Origin of the sequence: Bacteroides sp. An19 (assembly GCF_002160215.1) — a bacterium.
Lineage (GTDB): Bacteria > Bacteroidota > Bacteroidia > Bacteroidales > Bacteroidaceae > Phocaeicola > Phocaeicola intestinalis.
Window position 1 is genome coordinate 88,069 of record NZ_NFKD01000008.1, and the last position, 17,181, is coordinate 105,249.

The following is a 17,181-nucleotide window of genomic DNA, read 5'->3' on the forward strand; positions in this document are numbered from 1 at the left end:
CCTGGTCAACCAGTCCCCTTATACTCAAACTTTTCCTTTCTTCCACATCTCGTTAAAACTCTCTTTGACAAACTTCGGCATCTCATGCTCCTTGCCCCAGTCATTCATATCGTTGTACAATGCCCAGCGGGGAAGCGAATTGGCGATGGAAGCATTCTTCAAGGCAAAGTTGAACAAGGCAGGACGCTCCATCAGGAACTTCATGCCGCCCGACATCAGCTTCTTTTCCTTGCTTGCCACACCCAAGCCGTCCATGCGCTGGCGCCAACGGTAAATCTGGTCGGCAAGGTCAACCTTTGCCGGACACACATTCTGGCACGAATAACACAGTGAACATGCCGAAACATTGTCATAATAGTGCAAAGGAGCCTTCAGCATACCCAGATTGATGCCGATGGGGCCCGGTATGAAATAGGTGTACGAATAACCTCCCGAACGCCTGTACACCGGACAAGTGTTCATACACGCACCACAACGCAGGCAATTCAGCGTCTTCACATGCTCCTGGTCGGCAAGAATCTGGCTCCGCCCATTATCTACAATGATGATATGCAACTCGCCTCCCTTCCGTGGCTTACGGTAATGCGACGTATATGAAGTAATGGGCTGCCCTGTGCCCGAACGTGCCAACAGACGGGTAAATACGCCCAAAGCTTCACGGTCGGGAACAATCTTTTCCAGCCCGAAAGCCGTAATCTGAAGTTTGGGCTGCGAAGTGCCCATATCGGCGTTCCCTTCATTGGTACACACTACACATTCACCGGTCGATGCCACCGCAAAATTGGCACCCGTCATGGCTGCTTCCGCATGAATGAACTTCTGGCGCAAGTTCTTGCGTGCTGCATGAGTCAGATATGTCTGGTCGTTATTGCCTGGCTCGGTACCCATTTCACGCACGAACAATTCACCGATTTCTTCTTTCTTGATATGAATGGCAGGCATCACGATATGGCTCGGACGCTTGTGCATCAGTTGAAGGATGCGTTCGCCCAAGTCACTTTCCACCACCTCGATTCCTTTTTCTTCCAGATACTCGTTCAGCCCACACTCCTCGGCAAGCATCGATTTGCTCTTGATGAAATGCTTCACCTGATGCCCGCTCAGGATATTATAAATAATTTTACAATACTCATCGGCATCTTTTGCCCAATACACGTATGCCCCGTTGGCAAGTGCATTTTTCTCAAATTCCTGCAACAACTGGTCCAAATGACTGTTGCTGTACATCTTCAGGGCACATGCCGCATCACGCAACTGCTCCCACTCAGGAACCTCCTTACTCATTTTATCCCGTTTGGCACGCACCATCCATAACGTCTCGTCGTGCCAGGCAGCCATCTCACGGTTCTTCAGAAACGCTCCGGCAGCTTTCGAATGTTTCGTACTCATAATCCTGCAGCTAAAATTTGAACAATATGAATGGTCTTGATAGGCAGATGGTCGCGCTCGATAATGCCTGTCTGATGCATCAGGCACGAACTGTCTGCTCCTACGATATACTCGGCACCCGTATCGATGTGCCGTTGCACCTTATCGCGCCCCATACGCCCCGACACATCGTGTTCTTCTACGGCAAACATGCCTCCGAAGCCACAACATTCGTCCGGACGCTCAGGCTCTACAATCTCGATACCCTTTACCAACGACAACAAATCGCGCAATTTATTATAATAAGGTACGTTCAGTTCACTGGGCGACGAGAGATGCATCAGCCTCACCCCGTGACAACTGTTCTGAATACTGACCTTATGCGGGAACGATGCCGGAAGCGAATCCGGCTTTATCACATCGTGGATAAACTCGCAAATATCGTAAATCTTGCCTTCACTGGCACAACGGTGCGGTTCCTCTTTCAGCAAATTGCCATAATGGTCGCGTACGAACACCACACAACTGGCAGAAGGCCCGACGATATAATCGTACCCCTCAAACAAGCTGTCGAAACGCTTTGCCAGCTCTTTCGATTCCATTTCAAACCCTGCATTTGCCATCGGCTGTCCGCAACAGGTCTGGTCCAATGGATAATCCACATCCACCCCCAGGCTTTTCAGGAGCTTGTAGGAGGCAACCCCCACTTCGGGATAGACGGCATTGATGTAACAGGGAACAAACAATCCTACTTTCATTTTTCTTGCCATTAAGTTATTTCACAAGCAAAGTTACGCTATATTCTTGAATAAACGAAACGACTTTACGGATATTTTCAGGAAGGATGAAATGGAAGGATGAAATAACCTCCGCATCGGCTTTTTGCAGATTTATGGCAAAACCACTAAGAAGCTGTTTTGAATTTATCGTGCGATGATTTGGGATGAGTTTTTGAGGCATTTTCGCTTGTGTGATGAGGAAGATAGCGGGCTATCTGACGAAGAACAGGAGCGAAAAAGACCAAAAAATCGCCCAAAGCACACACGAAAACGAATACATCAAGCCAAGAAAAACTTTTTGGAGAAATTCAAAACAGCTTCTAAAAAAAGGATGCGTCAAAAAAATACATAAATGACGCATCCTTGTGTTTCTCCTTATTACATATATGACACTACCGGTTTACCCGTCCTCCACCAATGGTCTTCCATACCAGCGAACTGAATGCAGCTCCTACGAAAGGTGCTACAATGAAGAGCCAAAGCTGTTCCAGTGCCTGACCGCCTTCCACCAAGGCAGGACCGATACTACGTGCAGGATTGACCGATGTCCCCGTAATAGGAATACATACAATGTGAATCAAAACCAAAGTCAAGCCAATGGCAAGTCCGGCAAAATTACCCGCTCCCTTCTTTTCATCAGTCGCACCCAATACCACCAATACAAAAATAAAGGTAAACACTGCCTCGGCAATAAAAGCCTGGGCCATTTCTCCAGAGTCGTACGAATTCGCACCAGACAGGGTAGGTCCGCCATGCCCTCCGGTAGAAACAAGAAGTACCAGGAGCAACGAACCGATAATGCCCCCTATCACCTGAAAAATCATATACATTGCTGCATCACGGGTACTCATACGACCCGACATCCATACACCCAACGTAATAGCCGGATTGATATGACATCCCGAAACATTACCGATGGTATACGCCATAGCTACCACCGACAAACCAAAAGCCAAAGCAACTCCCAACGTTCCTACGCCTGCACCAAGAGCATCTGCCGCATTCCCTGCAAAGATAGCGCTGCCACATCCCATCAGGACAAGAATCATCGTCCCGAGCATTTCTGCCAAATATTTTCTCATAAGCCATAAGAATTAAAAGTTAAACATATAGGTTATTTGCCACCAAATTACAAAAAATATTGGAATTTATCGCTAAATTCAGTATATTTGTATCAAAGTTTAGGCAGAAATATCAAAAAACGCTGACCCAAACAGAACCATTCATCTTAAAAACCATACGACTATGAACATGCAAAGTATCGGCGAAAGCGCAGGAGTCATCTGGAAAATACTCTATGGTGACAACAGAAAATGGGAATACCAGGAATTAAAAAAGGCTACAGGCTTACGGGACCGTGAACTAAATGCCGCAATCGGCTGGTTGGCACGCGAAGGAAAAATCCAATTTGAAGAGGGTGACAACGAGCACCCGACCGCTCTTTATATTGAACTGAGTCTTTACATCGGATAAAAAGAGCAATAATGAATGTCCGCAAACAACCAATACATACCCTTTGACAATGAAGATAACGGCATAAGTGGTTTCCATATTACTGCATCTGATTACGGAATGCACTTACTTGAAAAAGTCAGTACTACTGCATTGGCAGATGAAGTATATATCCGTAGGCAGATGAAGTATATATTCAACCGCGTATGCAGTATATATTCATTTTTTAGGAGTATGCATTGACAGTTTGCAGACATTCATTTTCAGAAGCTGTTTTGAATTTATCGTGCGATGATTTGGGATGAGTTTTTGAGGCATTTTCGCTTCTGTGATGAGGAAGATAGCGGGCTATCTGACGAAGAACAGGAGCAAAAAGGACCAAAAAATCGCCCAAAGCACACACGAAAACGAATACATCAAGCCAAGAAAAACTTTTTGGAGAAATTCAAAACAGCTTCTCACCAAAATCATAAAAAAAACGTTGAAAAAATCCCTGATGACTTCTTCAACGCCTTTTTCTGTACTGCAAGATTTTACTTATTTCAACACAAAAGTCAATTCACCTGCTTCATCTTCTTTTTCTTCAATCTTGTCTTCTCTCAACAGCCAACCCAAACCTAAAAACAATTCTTTCTCCGTTTTCAGTTTCGTAGCTTTTTTCAGCTCTTTTTGAGTCATGCCTTTTTCATTCCCATTCAGTGCCTCCCAGATTTGTCCGGCGATAACACCTGCTTTTTCTTTTAACATAGTCTTTTGCTTTTAAATAGTAAACATAAAAAACTAACTCAGAAAAGTCTGCGTAGTCCCTTGCAAAAGTAATTAAAAAAAACAAATCTATGCACGCTTATTTAAAAAAGTTTCAGCTTATCAAGAAAAAACAAGCAAAATACAACTCTTTAAATGTTCTGAACGTAACATTCACTTCGAAAAATGTCCTTGTCCTTCCAAAAAGTCACCGAAGATACGAGCTGCCAACTCTATCATTTTCGGACAAGGACGCTTGGCATAATATTGTGGCGTGCGCTCCTCGGGAACAGAGGTTACCGGCTCTTTTTTCGACAAGCCCAACAATTCTCCACAACACAACGTACCGGTCTGTTCCTTGAACTTTGCGGCAAGCTCTTGCACCAAAGCATAATTGGCAGACTTGCTTGCACGATCGGCTCCCACGACTGCACTACGTTCCAGTCCGGCAAGCAAAAACATGCCACATGCCGCTCCACATGTCAGACGCATCCGTCCGATTCCGGCACCGAACGAAGCCGACATCCGGAACGCCTGCTCGGGTGTAAAGCCATAAAGGTCGGCGTATGCCCCTACCACCGATTGTGCACAATTGTATCCTTCTTTAAATAAAGACACAGCTTTCGCCACACGTTCTTCTTTCGTCATCATAATCGCTTAGTTTTCCAATACATTATTAATAGGTTTCCCCCCAATCCATGCCTGCAGATTGTCTACTACCTGTTTCATCAACCGTTCACGCGCTTCTTGAGTAGCCCAGGCAATGTGAGGCGTAATGAAACAATTTTTCAATTTCAATAAAGGGTTCCCGGGCGAAGGAGGCTCCGATGAAAGTACGTCAAGTCCCGCCCCAAGCAGTTTTCCACTCAGCAAAGCACGTTCCAATGCTTTCTCGTCTATCAGCCCACCCCTGCCGGTATTGATTAAAATCGAACCTTTCTTCATCAATGACAAACGGAACGAATTGACCATTTCCTTCGTTTCAGATGTAAGCGGACAATGCAGGCTCACGATGTCGCAAGTAGAAAACACATCATTCAATTTCGCCTTCTCGTATTCTTTCGGCAATTTCATATCCATATTATGCGGACAAACAACCACTTTCATGCCAAATGCCGAAGCCACCTTAGCCATAGCCTGACCGATATGCCCGAAACCGACCAGCCCGATGCGCTTCCCGGCCAACTCTACCAGCGGAGTGTCGCGATAAGAAAAATCATTTTGTGCACTCCACACACCGTTGTGCACCTCGTTTGCATAATGCCCCACGCGTAATGTAATGTTCAGGATATGGGCAAAAGCCATCTGTACTACCGAATCGGTGCTGTATGCCGGAATGTTGGTCACAACAATGCCCTGCTTACGGGCTACCTCCAGATCAATGATGTTATACCCTGTGGCCAACACACCTATGTATTTCAAATCGGGCAAATGTTCCAACGTGTAACGGTCGAGCACGACTTTATTGGTCAATACCACATCAGCCCCTTCTGCCCTCCTTATCACATCTTCCTGTGACGTACGGTCGTGTACCGTCAATTCGCCCAGTTCTTTCAATTCTTCCCATTCACGTTCTCCCGGATTCAATGTATATCCGTCTAATACTACAATCTTCATAATTACTTTTCTTTGTTATTCTTTAAACCGCTCTCCCCACAACTGCACCATCCGGTCTTTCAACTTCTGTTCGGCAGGGTTTTCCTGCGCATGCCAGAAACGATGTCCTTGGATGCCGTCGGGTAAAAATTGCTGTTCTACAAAATGTCCTTTATAATCGTGTGCGTACTTGTATTCCTTCCCATATCCCAGCTCCTTCATCAGCTTGGTAGGAGCATTGCGCAAGTGGAGTGGCACAGGCAAGTTTCCGGTACTGCGAACCGTACTTATCGCTTCATTGATGCCCATGTATGCCGAATTGCTCTTGGGACTGGTAGCCAGATAGACGGTGGCTTCTGCCAGCGGAATGCGCCCTTCGGGCCAGCCAATCTTCATTACGGCATCGAATGCTGCATTGGCAAGCAACAACGCATTCGGGTTTGCCAGCCCGATGTCTTCCGAAGCCGATATCACCAGCCTGCGGGCAATGAAGGCTGGGTCTTCTCCCCCCTCTACCATACGGGCAAGCCAATACAAAGCGCCGTCCGGGTCGCTTCCCCGAATCGACTTGATGAAAGCCGAAATGATGTCGTAATGCATCTCACCATCCTTGTCGTATGCCAAAGGATTCTGTTGCAGGCGTTCCACCACTTTCCCATCGGTAATGACAATCGGGTCCGAATCGTCCGCTTCTACCACCAGTTCCAGAATGTTCAACAATTTACGCGCATCTCCTCCCGAATAGCGCAACATCGCATCGGTTTCCTTTAATTCGATGTGTTTCTCTTTCAGCACCGCGTCTTTCTCCAGCGCATGGTGAAGCAATTCCAGCAAGTCGTCTTTCTCCAACGATTTCAGCACATACAGCTGACACCTTGAAAGCAACGGACGGATTACCTCAAACGAAGGATTCTCCGTAGTGGCACCTATCAAGGTAACTACCCCCGTTTCTACAGCGCCCAGCAACGAGTCTTGCTGCGACTTGCTGAAACGGTGTATTTCGTCGATGAAAAGAATCGGACTCTGCTGCGAAAAGAAACGCCCGCCACGAGCTTTTTCGATGACATCACGCACTTCCTTCACTCCCGAAGTGACTGCACTCAAGGTATAGAAAGGCACTTCCAGCCTGTTGGCTATGATTTGTGCCAACGTGGTCTTCCCCACTCCGGGAGGCCCCCATAATATAAAGGAAGAGATGCGCCCGGCATCAATCATCCGCCTCAATACGGCACCTTCTCCCACCAGATGTTTCTGCCCGATATAATCGTCTAATGTTTTCGGGCGCATCCTTTCCGCCAATGGTTGTGACATAACTCTAACTTTTTATCTCACAAAAGTAAGTATTTTCAAGATGTGAAGGAAAAACAGAGCTGGGAATTTTATAAAAAAGGCAAACGTAAGGGCATAAAAAAAGCCTCTTTTCACAAAGAAGCTTTTTTAAGTTTTCAATAGGTATTAGTTTTTTTTTAAGGTAAAAAGATTGTTTTCAGGATAACACCACAAAGATGAGGCCTTTTTCTGAACTAAACAAATAAAAACTTATGTCTTTAAACATGTTTTTCAATTTTCTTTCATTTCTCTTTCTTTGCATTCTTTAAGGGCCTCATCCCTTCATACTATTACAAAAGTAATAAAATTTCTTTAAAAGCAAACAAAAGAATCAAGATAATCCGAAATCTGTGCTATAATGACAATATTTTCTTTTCCACCCTCAAGTCGTCTTCCGTCATCCGAGGCGAAGGAATGTTGCACATACGGATAATATCTTCCACCTGACAGGTATAATCGTAGTATGCCTTTTCTTTTTCATCCAGCACCTCCGGAGCCTTCAGTTCTCCCTTCAGTTTCAAAAACTCGTCGCGCGCTATGCTGTCCGAATATTTTACAAAAAGGATGCGCCGCGCCACGGGATTGTAATTATAGTCGAAACACATGTACAGGCCGCGCAAGAAAGGCGGACGGTCGTACATCGGAAGCTTCAGGCAAATGTAGAACAAAGAGAGTTGAGGCGAAGGGTTCTCATTGAACATCAGGTACAGGTGGTTGAACCCGTTCATCAAAGCCGTACCCCAATGGGTCACCCCATACGCATTGTTATGCCCCACCTCCACATAATTGCCGTTCTCGGCAGGGGCAATCAGGTAGGGTTCAATCTTCAGGCTCCGGCTCCCCGACGAAATGCTATAGCTGATGTAAATGCCGCTGAAGTTGAACACACGCCCCATCGTCTCCTGCACATTGTTTTCCAACTGTACGAGAAACGGGCATCGGGCATCTTCCGGAACCGCCTTTGCCTGATAATCCGTGGAGAACAAAGAGTCTTTCAATCGGGCAAGCGAACCGAGCAATTTCTTTTTCGACACATTGTTCACCCACACCAGCGCATTGTTCAACGCCTCTTCCTCGCCCATCCCTTTCTCGCGGTTCTTGAAATAAGCGGGAAGCACCGTCGAATAAATAGCCGACAAGACGCTGGGCGAAAAGCCTGCCCGTTCCGCCATGTCCTTCATCTTGACGCCTTTCTGGCGCAAGAATGTCATGCGGTCGTATATTTCTTTCAATTCCTCCATAATAAAAACAGGGTTTGGGCACGAAGTTAATCAAAATTCTTCAAATATCCGCCCCGAATCATGCAGATAGTTGCGTTGCCCGATGCATATAGCTGCACCGGCATGTGCCTGTATATGCAAGTTTGGAAGACACGAAGCGTTACAATTGTTACAAATGACAATTATAAAAGTGTATTTCAACAAGGCGATTCCAGATTCCAATGAGGGAAGACTGAGACAACATAGAAATTATATATAATATATAATTTTAAGAAGAAGTTCGCTCCATCGGTTGGCTTACATGAAAACGATTTTCAATTAATTGTAATTGTAACAATTGTAACGCTTCCTCATATTACAAACCGGTTTCATTTCCATGTCAGTGTCATGTCTATTTTGTAAAAGAACCGTTTCAGGAATGTTTCTGAATTGTTACACGAATATGATTCCTGCTTTATTCATTTTTCCCTTGACGGCAAGACCCTACTTTTGCACCGGAATCAAAACGAGAACAGAAACATGAGAACTCAAACACAAACCATACCCGGAAACAAAAAGCCGATGCCCGACTGGCTCTTCGTGCTTTGGGCAGGAGGCACAGCCCTGCTTTCCTATTCCCTGGTCTATGCCCTGCGCAAGCCTTTCACAGCGGCAGAGTTCGAAGGGCTACAAGTGTACGGGATGGACTACAAGATAGCCGTCAGCATCATCCAATTGCTGGGTTATGTAAGCGCAAAGTTATTAGGCATCAAATACATTTCCGAATTAAGGCCCGAAGGACGCCTGAAGTTCATCATCGGCTCGGCGGCTTTGTCCGAAATCTCGCTCATCGCTTTCGGCGTGCTCCCTATACCTTATAATATAGTGGCGCTCTACTTCAACGGGCTTTCGCTGGGCTGCATGTGGGGAGTGATTTTCAGTTTCCTCGAAGGGCGGCGCACCACCGACATCCTTGCCAGCATCATGGGCGTAAGCATGGCGCTCAGCTCGGGCGTGGCGAAATCGTTAGGCCTTTATGCGCTCAACCAGCTTCACGTGAGCGAGTTCTGGATGCCTGCCCTCATCGGAGCCGCGGCTTTTCCCCTGCTCTGCTTCACCGGATGGATGATGACCCGCTTCCCCAGACCTACGGAAGCCGACATCGCTTCGCGTTCGGAACGCGTCACACTGAACGGGCACCAGCGCTGGGCATTGTTCCGCCGGTTCATGCCCCTGCTCATCCTGCTTTTCGGAGCCAACCTCCTGCTCACCGTACAACGCGACATCAAGGAAGACTTTATCGTATGCATCATCGATGTACAGACCATCTCTTCGTGGGCATTCGCGCAAATCGACTCGATAGCGACCTTTGTCCTGCTGGCTGTATTCGCCTTGCTCGCCACAACCTACAATCACCTGAAGGTGCTTTGCATGTTATTGATACTCTCTACATTCGGTATGGGAACCTTGGCGTTCTTAGGGGCGACCGAAGGAAACGAGCATATCCCCACCACCATCTGGCTCTTCCTTCAAAGCCTTTGCCTGGACATCGCTTACCTGAGCTTCCAGACCATCTTCTTCGAACGCTTCATCGCCTGCTTCAAGATAAAGGGAAACGTGGGGTTCTTCATCATTACCATCGATTTTGTAGGCTATTTAGGCACACTCGGCTTGTTGCTCTTCAAGGAATTCTGCGCCTCTCACATCGACTGGGCATCCTTCTACAACCACATGAGCCTGTTCATCGGAGTGGCATGCTGCCTTTCCTTCATCGCCTCGCTGATCTACATGATTTATGCCCGGAAGCGCAAGCAAGGCCCCCTGCCCGAAAAGGCGGAACAACCTGAAACAAGAAAGAATGAAAAAGAAAATAATATCTACTTAACAACTTCTGCTATATGAAAAAGATTGAATGTGTGATTTTAGACTGGGCGGGAACCGCCGTAGATTATGGATGTTTTGCACCGGTATCGGCTTTCATCGAAAGCTTCCGTACGCTGGGACTCGAAGTGAGTGCCGCCGAAACACGTGCCCACATGGGGCTGACCAAGATTGAAGAAATCCGTGCCCTGTTCCGTATCGACCACGTAAGCCAGGCGTTCCGCGAAAAATACGGACGTGACTATAACGAAAATGATATCCAATCCTGCTACGCCGAATTCCAACGTTTGCTTTTCAGCACCCTGCGCAACTATTCGGGTCCGATAGCGCATGTAGTGGAAACCATCGACACCCTGCGTGGCATGGGCATCCTGATAGGCTCCACCACAGGATATACCCAAGAGATGATGGACATCGTCATCCCTTCCGCCGCCGAGCAAGGATACAAGGTAGACAATTGCGTCACCTCGGACAACCTGCCCGCCGGACGCCCTGCACCTTATATGATTTATAAGAATATGTGCGACCTCGCCATTCCTTCCCGCTTCTCGGTATTGAAATACGGAGATACGATTTCCGACATCAAAGAAGGCGTAAACGCCGGCGTATGGAGCGTGGGAGTCATCTTGGGAAGCAACGAGCTGGGACTGACCGAAGAAGAAGTGCAAAACATGCCCGAAGAAGAACTGAAAGCACGTATGCTCGAAGTAAGATACCGCATGTATGCCGCCGGAGCACACTATGTAGTGGATTCCATCAAGGAACTTCCTGCCCTGATCAATGCCATTAACGCACGCATGAACAACGAATAACCGATAATACACCTTTTAATTAAAGGAGTTAAGAAGTTAAGAAGTTAAGCCAATACCTCTGTGTATACGGTTCTTTGACTTACTATTGGCTTAACTTCTAACGGAGCAAAGCGGAGTGATAACTCCTTAACTTCTTAACTCCTAAAAAATAAACTAAATATCAACCTATATACAACATGAGACCGTATTTATTATTGACCCCCGGACCGTTAACCACAAGTGAAACCGTAAAAGAAGCCATGATGAGCGACTGGTGCACGTGGGACGAAGACTATAACGTAGGCATTGTGGAAGTAATCCGCAAAGAACTGGTAGAATTGGCAAGCAGCCGCCCCGAAGAATATACCGCCGTACTGATGCAAGGAAGCGGAAGCTTTTGCGTAGAAGCGACATTAGGCTCGGTCATCCGCCCCGAAGACCACCTGCTGGTTGCCGCCAACGGTGCATACGGCAAACGCATGGGGGTAATAGCCGACTATTATCACCTGAACTATCACCTGATGAAGTTCGACGAAACCCAACAGGTAGACCCGGCACAGGTAGACGCATACCTGAACGAGCATCCCGAAGTGACACACGTATCGGTAGTGCATTGCGAAACCACTACGGGTGTGCTCAATCCGCTGGAAGCCATCGCCGAAGTGGTAAAACGCCACGATAAAGTGTTGATAGTAGATGCCATGAGCAGCTTCGGGGGAGTACCCATCGATATGGCTCAATTAGGCATCGACTTCATGATTAGTTCTGCCAACAAATGCATCCAGGGCGTTCCCGGATTCGGATTCATCTTGGCACGCCGTTCGCTCCTGGAGCAATGCAAAGGCGTAGCACGTTCGCTCTCGCTCGACCTCTACGACCAATGGGAAACCATGGAAAAAGGACACGGCAAATGGCGATTCACCTCGCCTACCCATGTAGTACGTGCCTTCATGCAAGCCCTGAACGAACTGAAGGCGGAAGGAGGCATCGCCGCACGTCATGCCCGTTATAGTGAAAACCACCGTACACTGGTAGAAGGCATGCGCTCACTGGGATTCCGTACCCTGCTGCCCGATGAAGCACAATCGCCTGTCATCACCTCATTCTATTATCCCTCTGCAGATTTCAACTTCAAGGATTTCTACCAGAAGCTGAAAGCGAAAGGCTTTGTCATCTATCCGGGTAAAATCTCTCAAGCTGATACCTTCCGCATCGGAAATATCGGCGATGTATTCCCCGAAGACTTCACACGCCTGGTAGAAGCCATCAAAGAAATCCGGTAATTCCCTAAAACGGAGTCAATACAGCAAGTCCCGGCACAAGGCATCATGCTTTTGTGCCGGGACTTGATACGTTATGTCACCCTTATAACTGAGACAAAAACAGGTTCGTTGCTTCAAGATTAAAGTAATTGGCATCCCAAGTCTCATCGTCTTCCAGCCCAAGCCATTCACGCATTTCTTGAGCTTCTTCCGATTCCGGGTCTTCTTCCAACAATCCCTTCATATATTCATAGCCGGGCACACCGCCACAATCTTCCGGAGGACAAGTTCCCTTACCTGCCAGACAACGGGCATGCAAGAGAGCCTCATCGGATACGGCCTCCAATTTGATCGTATGTATCCAGTCATCCCCGAAATCATACCAATAAACCAGACTTTTCGAGGAATCTTTTCCCCAAAAAGTACGCAATTTCAACTTACTTGCATCTTTTCTTGGAGCGAAAGAGAAAGCATCCATCTCATCCGGTTCGGATATATAGAAAGAACCGCCGTAAGCTTTGTCGGAAAAAGAATACAAATGCGCGTTTTCCCACCCAAAGGCTTCTTGGATTACAAAATGGAATTGCTGGAAAGTAAAAGAGTCCGGCACCAATATCCGCCTCCATACAGGCGGTTTGGTGATACCTTTAATCTGAATTTTAAATTGGTAAGTCATGAGCTATGTATATTTTTGTTTGTTCATCCTCTGTTTGCCACTTCACTATGCCACCCCTCAAGAACTGCAAATATACGAAAAGATTTTAAATTCTTTTCCGAAAACATCAACAGATTCACTTTCCATATTCCGGTTCCGGCCATTCCGGCCATTCTTGTTCACATGGCATATTCATGTTCCAATTCGTTCACGATAGCTTTATTGATGAAGTCATTAATAGTAGTTCCGCTTCCGGCTACAGCCTCGGCCACACGTGAATGAAGTTCCGAAGACATTCTTACGATAAGTTTTCCACTATATGGTTTTTCCGGCTGTACGCCCCGTTCCTTACACTGCGAAAGATAATCGTCAACGCCTTCTTCAAAATCCTTACGAAGTTCGTCCACGCTGTTCCCCTCATACAAGATTGTTGCTTTATGCAATCCCTGTACTTTACCGAATAAGCAATTGTCTTCCGGGCTGAACTCTACAGATCCCGAATAGCCCTTATATTTAAAGAATCCCATAAATTATTTGTTTTTAGATTGTTCGTATTTTTCTATTAACCTGTTTTTCTGTATATGCTCTACAATACCTTTTATCACGTATGCCTTTAATATGCTTCCCGGATGCGGTTTGTGTAACGTGAAAGGAGCATCACCTTCCGGGTTTACAAATTCAACACGTGAACCTGATGTGCTTCCTTTATTGTTTTCTGTATATCCGAATATGCCGAACAACCTTTTAGCTTCATCATAAGTGAAGTCTTTCGGCTGTGACAATATACGGGCAATCAATTTTTCTTTAGTTCCCATCCTTTTATTATTTGAACACAAAGATACTAAATTTGATACTAAAAGCAAAATATTTCGTAGATATACTATGCACAATAGATGCCGCAAGAAGTATAAGAAGTATAGGTGTTTTATCAAATCTGTACCGACAAATCAAATTCTGATATATTTTCAAATTAATACATCGCCGGTTTCCATTTTTTGACAGGATAAACCTTTAATTTCCCATCAACCGTTTCCGTCCGGTCAATAAAATAGATTCTATCACAAGATAAAATAGATTCATACAAGGACTCTGCTTCTTGCTTTGATGAAACTTTGTCCCAATCTATTAAGGGAACTTCCTTCAAAAATGTTGTATCCCTCAAAAATACCAAATCTTCGCTTCGTAGAGGTGTATACACAAAAACATAAGAATACTTTTGCGCCTTATTCGTACGGTCTAAAAGTGTAAATATATGTACCCTGTCACAAAACCGTTTGCTATCTTTAGGACTTATGTAATGTCTCACTCCTTTTACTTCAGATTGGGTAGAAGTAAATATAACACAAATTTCAGACTGGGCATACATATTCATCACGTATACAAACAAAACAACTACCAGTAATACAATTTTTTTCATAATTTACAAACCTTGTTTCATTAAATAACCCATTGCTCCTTCCTAAACTATTCGTAATAAATCATCCCCTCCTTAAACACCAACGTATGAAGTTCCGGCGAGTCGCATGGCACACCGACATCCCTATACTCTACCGTGTTGGCCTGTAACGTAAATATGGTTTCATTCTTTTTTTATCTACATTATTAACATAGGAAGGTCTGTCAAATACCAATGAGGCATTACCATTTTTCAAAACAAGTATAGTCAGGCGAGGCGGTTGGCTCATTATATAAGTGCCGATAAACAACAATGCCATGGAATACTCACCCTGGTCTATTTTATAATAGAAAGACGTTTTCCTTATATCACCATCAGGCTCATTCGTCAGGTATCCCCAACCTTCGTTGTTTTCCAAACTACATATTTCCTTTCCTTGGCAGCTTATACGAATAAATGTCTCCCGGATCATTTTCCCAATTCCTGTATTTCAAGCATTCTATGTCGTATCTGTCTCCATTAGACGTATATTCGCTTTCATCCGACATTCGAATGTAAGGAGAAGTATTCTTATACTTTTTAACCGGATATGTTTCGACATACTTCCCCTTGATAGTGATATTTCCATCAGTGTCCATATCAAATACTTGCTCCTGTCCATAACCCAACATAGCGGATGCCCAAAAGAATACTAGAATCAATACCGTTTTCATCACCTATACATTTATCCAATAAAAAAACACAACGCCATACAAAGATAAGGCTTTCTTTATCATTTCATCCTGACACAGCATTAAATTCTCATTTTCTCCCCAAACATTTGCTTTCGCGCTTGGATTGTATTATGTTTACAGACGTTTCGATTTTATGTTCCATGGGCTGGAACGTATATTCCACGCCTTGGAACGTATATTCCAGCCCATGGAATGTACATTCCGCGCCGTGGAACGTAAAATATATATTGCCGGAAACAGATTATAAACCTTAATATATCATATTATCATGGATGCTCTTTATGATTTCTTGCCTGTGCCTTCTGCCAATGTGGAAGACACCACACCACGCCTTTACCCTAAAATCGTGTCGAAAGGGACGATTACGTTCGAGAAGCTGACCGAACAAATCGCCAACCATTCGGGACTGACCAAGGGGACCATCCTTGCCGTGATGGACGAGACAGACTATTCATTCATATCCTATAATAATTCCGGTTAATCTTTCCATTATAGGTTCTTTCTATTTTGTCTACCCGTTCATAAAGGAAAGGAAGTTTATGCGCCTCCAAATTACTCTTTAGGAATTTAACCAATTGTTTCTGGCTAAAATCCGGAGTTTCGTCTATTACATAAAGAAGCTTCAATACTTGCCCGATAACCGGATGCTCCGCACAGATACAAATGCATTCTTTTATACCAGGATATGCCAAAACCTGATTTTCCACTTCGACAGGAGAGATTTTATAACCGCCGATATTTATCACATCATCCATGCGCCCCTGAAGGTTCAGACGTCCCTTGGAATCGATAAAACCTAAATCTGACGTATATAACGCCTCTTCATGCAAAACAGAATGTGTAAGAGCCGGTTCGCCTATGTAACCCGTCATGAGCATAGGCCCTTTACATGCCACCGAACCTGCTTCCGTTATAAAAACCGAAGCATGCTTCATGGGATATCCCAAACATCCTGCAATGCACTCGTTGCATGAATAATCATACGTAGAAACAATACCCGTTTCTGTCGAGGCATAGGTATTATAAAGCCTGGTATGCGGCAACAACTCACGCAAAACCAGCATGTCACATTGAGACATCGGTGCCGCTCCGGTTTCGATAAAATCTATCTTACCTGCCAAAGCACTTAATTTTCCGGAAGCAAACTGAATCAGCATACGCAAACTTGCCGGAACCAAAAAAGATGCAAGCCTGAAAGACGGATACTCGAATGCAGATAAAAAAGCATCCATGTTTTTCATGCCTTCGGTAATAATAATAGTTCCACCCAGCATGATGACAGGCCAAATTTTAGAAAGGCTTCCGATATGGTTCAGAGGACCGCTGATTACGAATACGGTCTCATCGGTGTACCCCTGTGACCCGATAAGATTTTCTGCATTCGACACAATGGCACGATGACTAATCATCACTCCTTTTTGCTCACCGGTAGTACCCGTAGTAAAAAGGATATCAGCGACATCCTCCGGAATATCATTGTCCCTTACCTGCTGTTCAATATGTTCCATACGGACGTCTGGTATATCATTCTCTAACGGTACAACGGTTTTGCCCGCCAAGTGGACCGCCAAATAAGTCACAATGAAACCAACCGACTGAGTAGCCCGGACAACAACGGCCTTTCCGCTTACAGACGCCCATATCGCCGCTTCTTCCCTTACACGTTCGTATAACCGGGCGTAGCTAATACATTCAGTTCCACAGACCAAAGCATCATGCTCCGGCCTTTCCTCTGCATGGCGTATCAAATAATCGTCAAGCTTTGTCATGTTTCTCCGACAGTTTACGCTCAACCAGTTCTACCAACGTATCCAGCGACCTGAAGTTTTTAGGTGTGGCATCACGGGATTCCAACTCTATACCAAACTCTTGAGAAAGAATCATCAATATGGTAACTACACCTAAAGAATCCAACTCGCTAAATAAAAATTCTGAATCAAAATCCACAATCGGGAGTTCTGCTTCAAGCAATGTCCGAATACGCTCTTTCATATC

The 17,181-nt window shown here is 45.3% G+C and carries 22 protein-coding genes; 7 read left to right on the plus strand and 15 right to left on the minus strand.

The window, feature by feature from the left end:
- Positions 1-24: 24 nt before the first annotated feature.
- Together B5F25_RS05555 and B5F25_RS05560 are read right to left on the minus strand one after the other, a co-directional pair.
- Positions 25-1,389 (minus strand): lactate utilization protein B, encoded by a 1,365-nt coding sequence (locus B5F25_RS05555; protein WP_087209741.1) that lies wholly within the window; start codon positions 1,387-1,389, stop codon positions 25-27.
- Entirely contained in the window at positions 1,386-2,126 is a 741-nt protein-coding gene (locus B5F25_RS05560; RefSeq protein ID WP_013619499.1) for a (Fe-S)-binding protein, read from the minus strand. The genes B5F25_RS05555 and B5F25_RS05560 overlap by 4 nt, the downstream gene beginning before the upstream one ends.
- Positions 2,127-2,301: 175 nt before the next feature.
- Between B5F25_RS05560 and B5F25_RS21560 the strand changes: the two genes are divergently transcribed.
- Positions 2,302-2,499, plus strand: a complete 198-nt coding sequence (locus tag B5F25_RS21560; RefSeq protein ID WP_162614358.1) for a hypothetical protein — start codon at positions 2,302-2,304, stop codon at positions 2,497-2,499.
- A gap of 40 nt (positions 2,500-2,539) precedes the next feature.
- Here B5F25_RS21560 and B5F25_RS05565 read toward each other — a convergent pair whose 3' ends face one another.
- Positions 2,540-3,229, minus strand: a complete 690-nt coding sequence (locus tag B5F25_RS05565) for an MIP family channel protein (protein WP_087209746.1) — start codon at positions 3,227-3,229, stop codon at positions 2,540-2,542.
- Positions 3,230-3,392: 163 nt separating this feature from the next.
- Here B5F25_RS05565 and B5F25_RS05570 point away from each other — a divergent pair, with 163 nt between their 5' ends.
- Entirely contained in the window at positions 3,393-3,620 is a 228-nt protein-coding gene (locus B5F25_RS05570) for a winged helix-turn-helix domain-containing protein (protein ID WP_022040285.1), read from the plus strand.
- Between the two features lie 270 nt (positions 3,621-3,890).
- Positions 3,891-4,220, plus strand: coding sequence for a hypothetical protein (locus B5F25_RS22205; protein WP_204471826.1), 330 nt, complete (start codon positions 3,891-3,893; stop codon positions 4,218-4,220).
- Here the strand turns inward: B5F25_RS22205 and B5F25_RS05580 are convergent.
- From B5F25_RS05580 to B5F25_RS05600, 5 genes are all read right to left on the minus strand, one after another.
- Positions 4,137-4,346: a winged helix-turn-helix domain-containing protein gene (locus tag B5F25_RS05580; protein ID WP_022040287.1), complete on the minus strand. Its 210-nt coding sequence runs from the start codon at positions 4,344-4,346 to the stop codon at positions 4,137-4,139. The genes B5F25_RS22205 and B5F25_RS05580 overlap by 84 nt on opposite strands.
- 171 nt (positions 4,347-4,517) lie before the next feature.
- Positions 4,518-4,991, minus strand: a complete 474-nt coding sequence (locus B5F25_RS05585) for a C-GCAxxG-C-C family protein (protein WP_087209755.1) — start codon at positions 4,989-4,991, stop codon at positions 4,518-4,520.
- A gap of 9 nt (positions 4,992-5,000) precedes the next feature.
- Positions 5,001-5,960, minus strand: a complete 960-nt coding sequence (locus B5F25_RS05590) for a D-2-hydroxyacid dehydrogenase (protein WP_022040289.1) — start codon at positions 5,958-5,960, stop codon at positions 5,001-5,003.
- Between the two features lie 15 nt (positions 5,961-5,975).
- Complete coding sequence (locus tag B5F25_RS05595; RefSeq protein ID WP_022040290.1) at positions 5,976-7,250, minus strand: replication-associated recombination protein A; 1,275 nt, start codon at positions 7,248-7,250, stop codon at positions 5,976-5,978.
- A 371-nt stretch (positions 7,251-7,621) separates the two neighbouring features.
- Complete coding sequence (locus B5F25_RS05600) at positions 7,622-8,509, minus strand: hypothetical protein (RefSeq protein WP_087248169.1); 888 nt, start codon at positions 8,507-8,509, stop codon at positions 7,622-7,624.
- Between the two features lie 498 nt (positions 8,510-9,007).
- Here B5F25_RS05600 and B5F25_RS05605 point away from each other — a divergent pair, with 498 nt between their 5' ends.
- From B5F25_RS05605 to phnW, 3 genes are all read left to right on the plus strand, one after another.
- Complete coding sequence (locus B5F25_RS05605) at positions 9,008-10,369, plus strand: DUF5690 family protein (RefSeq protein ID WP_087213177.1); 1,362 nt, start codon at positions 9,008-9,010, stop codon at positions 10,367-10,369.
- Entirely contained in the window at positions 10,366-11,160 is a 795-nt protein-coding gene (gene phnX, locus B5F25_RS05610) for a phosphonoacetaldehyde hydrolase (RefSeq protein WP_087248171.1), read from the plus strand. The genes B5F25_RS05605 and phnX overlap by 4 nt, the downstream gene beginning before the upstream one ends.
- A 176-nt stretch (positions 11,161-11,336) precedes the next feature.
- The gene (gene phnW / locus B5F25_RS05615) at positions 11,337-12,422 is read left to right on the plus strand and encodes a 2-aminoethylphosphonate--pyruvate transaminase (protein WP_087248173.1); all 1,086 of its coding nucleotides are present in this window, start codon (positions 11,337-11,339) and stop codon (positions 12,420-12,422) included.
- Between the two features lie 82 nt (positions 12,423-12,504).
- On the opposite strand, the gene B5F25_RS05620 is transcribed toward phnW, so the two are convergent.
- The 5 genes from B5F25_RS05620 to B5F25_RS05645 form a co-directional block, all read right to left on the minus strand.
- Positions 12,505-13,077 carry a plasmid pRiA4b ORF-3 family protein gene (locus tag B5F25_RS05620; protein ID WP_087213170.1) on the minus strand — a complete coding sequence of 191 codons (573 nt, stop codon included), beginning with the start codon at positions 13,075-13,077 and terminating at the stop codon, positions 12,505-12,507.
- Between the two features lie 158 nt (positions 13,078-13,235).
- Positions 13,236-13,583 (minus strand): type II toxin-antitoxin system HicB family antitoxin, encoded by a 348-nt coding sequence (locus tag B5F25_RS05625; RefSeq protein WP_087248175.1) that lies wholly within the window; start codon positions 13,581-13,583, stop codon positions 13,236-13,238.
- Between the two features lie 3 nt (positions 13,584-13,586).
- Complete coding sequence (locus tag B5F25_RS05630; RefSeq protein ID WP_013617533.1) at positions 13,587-13,871, minus strand: type II toxin-antitoxin system HicA family toxin; 285 nt, start codon at positions 13,869-13,871, stop codon at positions 13,587-13,589.
- A gap of 155 nt (positions 13,872-14,026) precedes the next feature.
- Entirely contained in the window at positions 14,027-14,473 is a 447-nt protein-coding gene (locus tag B5F25_RS05635) for a hypothetical protein (RefSeq protein ID WP_087248177.1), read from the minus strand.
- 398 nt (positions 14,474-14,871) lie between these two features.
- Positions 14,872-15,165 carry a hypothetical protein gene (locus tag B5F25_RS05645; protein WP_140406866.1) on the minus strand — a complete coding sequence of 98 codons (294 nt, stop codon included), beginning with the start codon at positions 15,163-15,165 and terminating at the stop codon, positions 14,872-14,874.
- A 289-nt stretch (positions 15,166-15,454) separates the two neighbouring features.
- On the opposite strand from B5F25_RS05645, the gene B5F25_RS05650 reads away from it, so the two are divergent.
- Positions 15,455-15,667, plus strand: coding sequence for a hypothetical protein (locus B5F25_RS05650; protein ID WP_241148363.1), 213 nt, complete (start codon positions 15,455-15,457; stop codon positions 15,665-15,667).
- On the opposite strand, the gene B5F25_RS05655 is transcribed toward B5F25_RS05650, so the two are convergent.
- Positions 15,642-16,955, minus strand: a complete 1,314-nt coding sequence (locus tag B5F25_RS05655) for a class I adenylate-forming enzyme family protein (protein WP_087210148.1) — start codon at positions 16,953-16,955, stop codon at positions 15,642-15,644. The two genes, B5F25_RS05650 and B5F25_RS05655, sit on opposite strands and share 26 nt — an antisense overlap.
- Entirely contained in the window at positions 16,942-17,178 is a 237-nt protein-coding gene (locus B5F25_RS05660; protein ID WP_022040301.1) for an acyl carrier protein, read from the minus strand. The genes B5F25_RS05655 and B5F25_RS05660 overlap by 14 nt, the downstream gene beginning before the upstream one ends.
- Positions 17,179-17,181 lie beyond the last annotated feature (3 nt).